This is a genomic window from Geomonas sp., assembly GCF_035254065.1.
Taxonomy (GTDB): Bacteria; Desulfobacterota; Desulfuromonadia; order Geobacterales; family Geobacteraceae; genus Geomonas.
In genome coordinates, this window is sequence record NZ_DATFBA010000155.1 from 1 (window position 1) to 3732 (window position 3732).

The 3732-nt window shown below is 66.5% G+C and carries 2 protein-coding genes; both read left to right on the plus strand.

The genetic code is table 11. The annotated features are described in order from the left end of the window. Positions 1 to 878: GGDEF domain-containing response regulator (locus VJ604_RS07495; protein ID WP_324081218.1), on the plus strand; the 878-nt coding region annotated here is incomplete at its 5' end. 7 nt (positions 879 to 885) lie between these two features. Further along, positions 886 to 3732: PAS domain S-box protein (locus tag VJ604_RS07500; RefSeq protein ID WP_324081220.1), on the plus strand; the 2847-nt coding region annotated here is incomplete at its 3' end.

The following is a 3732-nucleotide window of genomic DNA, read 5'->3' on the forward strand; positions in this document are numbered from 1 at the left end:
GCTACCGCACCGCGGAAAACGGCCTGGAGGGGTTCCGCTCGCTGGCGGAGAACCTGGCGGACCTGGTGGTGTGCGACGTGGAGATGCCCCACCTGGACGGGCTCAAGTTCCTGCGGCTCGTGCACAACCGTCCGCAGCTCAAGGACATCCCGATCATCATCCTCACCGGCAACCACGACCGCGACGTCAAGCTCAAGGGGCTCGAGGAGGGGGCCAGCGACTTCCTGACCAAGCCCTTCGACATGGCGGAGCTGGTGGCGAGGGTGAAGATCCACCTGAAGATAAAGATGCTGCAGGACGACCTGAGGGCGGCCAGGAGCCACTTCGAACAGCTCTCCAACACCGATCCCCTGACAAGCCTCTACAACAGGCGCTTCTTCACGGAGATCCTGGAAGCCGAACTGCAGAGGGCGAAGCGGCTCGACTCCGAGCTTACCCTGCTGGTGGTCGACATCGACCACTTCAAGGCGGTCAACGACCAGTACGGGCACCAGGCGGGAGACGGGGTGCTGGTGGCGGTAACGGACACCTTCCGCAAGGTGCTGCGCAGCTACGACGTCGCCTCGCGCTACGGGGGGGAGGAGTTCGCCATCATCCTCCCCGGCACCTCCCTGCAGGCGGGAGTCGAGGTCGCCGAGCGGCTGCGCGAAACGGTCTCCGCGCTCCGCTTCGAGGCCCTGCGGCAGGAGGGCGGCGTCACCATAAGCGTCGGTGCAGCCTCGCTTATGGCGGACGGTGCCGACAATTCGGAGTCGCTTCTGAAGCGGGCGGACCAGGCGCTGTACCTCGCCAAGCACAACGGACGCAACCGGGTTGAAGCAATGCCGGGGGGCGCCCCCCCGGGAAGGGCCGCGCTGCGCCAACCGGCCACCACGTGAGGATCCCATGTTTTCCTTGAGTCTCAAAACCAAGATCACCGTGCTGGTGTCGCTGCTGGTGGCCGGGCTGCTCTCGCTTTTGACCCTGGTAACCCTGGCAGACGTCGAAAAGCAGCTCAAGGTCGCGATCGCCGAACAGCAGGCGACCCTCGCCTCCGCCATGGCGAAGCAGCTCGACTACAAGATCTCGCTGTACCGAAACGAACTGGTGGACGTTGCCAGGTCCATCCCCGCCGGTGCGCTGCGGGACCCGGCGCTGGCAGGGCGCTTCCTGGCCGACAGGATCGATACCGCCTCCATGTTCGAAAGCGGCCTGTTCCTGGTCGCCCCCGGCGGGCGTTTGCTGGCCTCCACGGTCGACGCGCCGCAGGAGTTCCGCAAGGACTGCCCCTTCGCGGAGGAGACCGCGCGGAGCATCAGGGAGAGGTCGCCGCGCATATCCGACCCCTACCTGTGCGGCAACCGGCAATCCGACCCCATGGTGCTCTTCACCGCCCCGGTGTTGGGCAAGAAGGGGGAGGTGCTGGCCGTGCTGGCCGGCAGGCTGAACCTCATGAAGGAGAACTTCCTGGGGGAGGTGGCGGACGGCAAGATCGGCAAGCAGGGGTACTTCTACATCCTGAACCAGCAGCGGGTGCTGGTGGTGCATCACGCCCGGGAGAGGATACTCACCCGCATCCCGCCAGGGGTCAACGCCGGGATCGAGCGTGCGCTGCAAGGGGCGCAAGAGACCGCCGAGAACCGCAACTCCGCCGGGGTGAGGCTTTTGAGCTCCTTCCGGCAACTGCACAGCACCGGCTGGCTCCTCTCGGCCAACTACCCGCTGCAGGAGGCCTACCTACCGATCGAGCGGATCAGGACGAGGATGCTTTCCGCCCTGGTCATCATGGTGGCGGCCGCCGTCTGCCTGGTGGGGCTCGCCATGCGCACGCTGCTCGCCCCGCTGCTCTCCTTCACCAGGCAGGTCACCACCCTCTCCGGCGTGGACACGGTGGCGGAGTCGGTGCGGATCGATTCCCGCGACGAGATCGAAGAACTGGCGGTCGCCTTCAACGCCCTGATGGGGAAGATAGCGAGCAACAAGAGCGCGCTGCAGGCGGAGAAGGAGTTCGAGCTGAGCCTTTTGCAGCACTCCTCGCTCCCCACCTTCGTGCTGGGCGCCGACCACCGGATCTTGCACTGGAACCGGGCCTGCGAGAGGATCACCGGGGTGACCGCGGCGGAACTGGTGGGGACCGCTGGGCACGGCCGGGCCTTCTTCGGCCACGACCGACCTACCCTGGCCGACCTGGTGATCGACGGCGGCACCAAGATCGCCTCCTTTTATCCCTGCTGCCGGGAAACCGGGGAGGGCTTCCACGCCGAGGGGTGGTACCGGCATCTGAACGGGATGGATCGCTACCTCTCCTTCTACGCGGCCCCCATCCACACGGCGGCAGGGGAACTGGCCGCGGTGATCGAGACCATCGAGGACATCACCGACCGCAAGAAGAGCGAGGAAGCGGCGCGGCATACCGTCTCGCTGCTGAACGCCACCCTGGAGTCGACCGCCGACGGCATCCTGGTACGGGGCCTGGACGGCAGGATCACCACCTACAACCGGAAGTTCGCCGAGATGTGGAACCTCCCCCAGGAACTGCTCGACATCGGCGACGACATGCAGATGAGGCTGTACGCCAAGGAACAGGTGAGGGATCCGGAGAAGTTCTTCGCCATCACCCAACTGCTCTACGAACAGCCGGAGCTCGATTCCCGGGACGTCGTGGAGCTCAAGGACGGCCGGGTCTTCGAGCGGGTCTCCAAGCCGCAGCGCATCGACAACATCGTGGTCGGGCGCGTGATCAGCTTCCGGGACATCACCGAACGCGAACAGGCCAAGGCCGCCTTGTGCGACAGCATCAACCGCTACCGCTCGCTGGTGGACAACATCGACCTGGGCATCACGCTCATCGACGCCGACCACCGGATCGTGATGACCAACGCGGCGGCCGCCAGGATGTTCAACCGCCATCCGGCCGACATCGTCCACAGCCACTGCTTCCGCGAGTTCGAGAAGCGCGGCGCCATCTGCCGCCACTGCCCCGGCACCCAGGCGATGCGCAGCGGGCAGCCCGCCAGCGTCCAGACCGAGGGGGTCCGCGAGGACGGCAGCCGCTTCTCGGTCAGGATCAGGGCCTTCCCGGTGCTGGGCGCCGACGGCACCGCCACCGGCTTCATCGAGGTGATCCAGGACATCACCGAGCAGCTGCAGGCCGAGGCGGACAAGAAGCTCCTGGAGGCGCAGCTGCGGCAGTCCCAGAAGATGGAGGCGCTGGGGACCCTGGCCGGGGGTATCGCCCACGACTTCAACAACATCCTGACCGCGATCTTCGCCTACACCTCGCTGATCGACCGCAAGCTTGAGCGGGAGTCCCCGGCCAGGAACTACCTGAACAAGCTGATCGCCTCCAGCGAGCGGGCCTCCACCCTTACCCAGCGGCTGCTCACCTACAGCCGCAAGCAGCCGCTCGCCCCCCAGCCGGTGGACCTGAACGAGGTGGTGGACAAGGTGGCACACCTTTTGTCGCGGCTGCTGGGCGAGGACATCGAGCTGGCCATCCAGCCCGCCAGCCAGCCGTTGACGGTGATGGCCGACGCCTCCCAGCTGGGGCAGGTGCTGATGAACCTTGCCACCAACGCCCGGGACGCCATGCCGGAGGGGGGGCGCCTCACCATCGCCGCCAGCCGCCAGCAGGCAGACGACGAGCTGGCACGGAAGCACGGCTTCGAAGGAGCCGGTAGCTACGCCGCGCTCACCGTGTCCGATAACGGCCTCGGCATGGAGGAGGCGCTGCTGGACAGGATCTTCGAACCC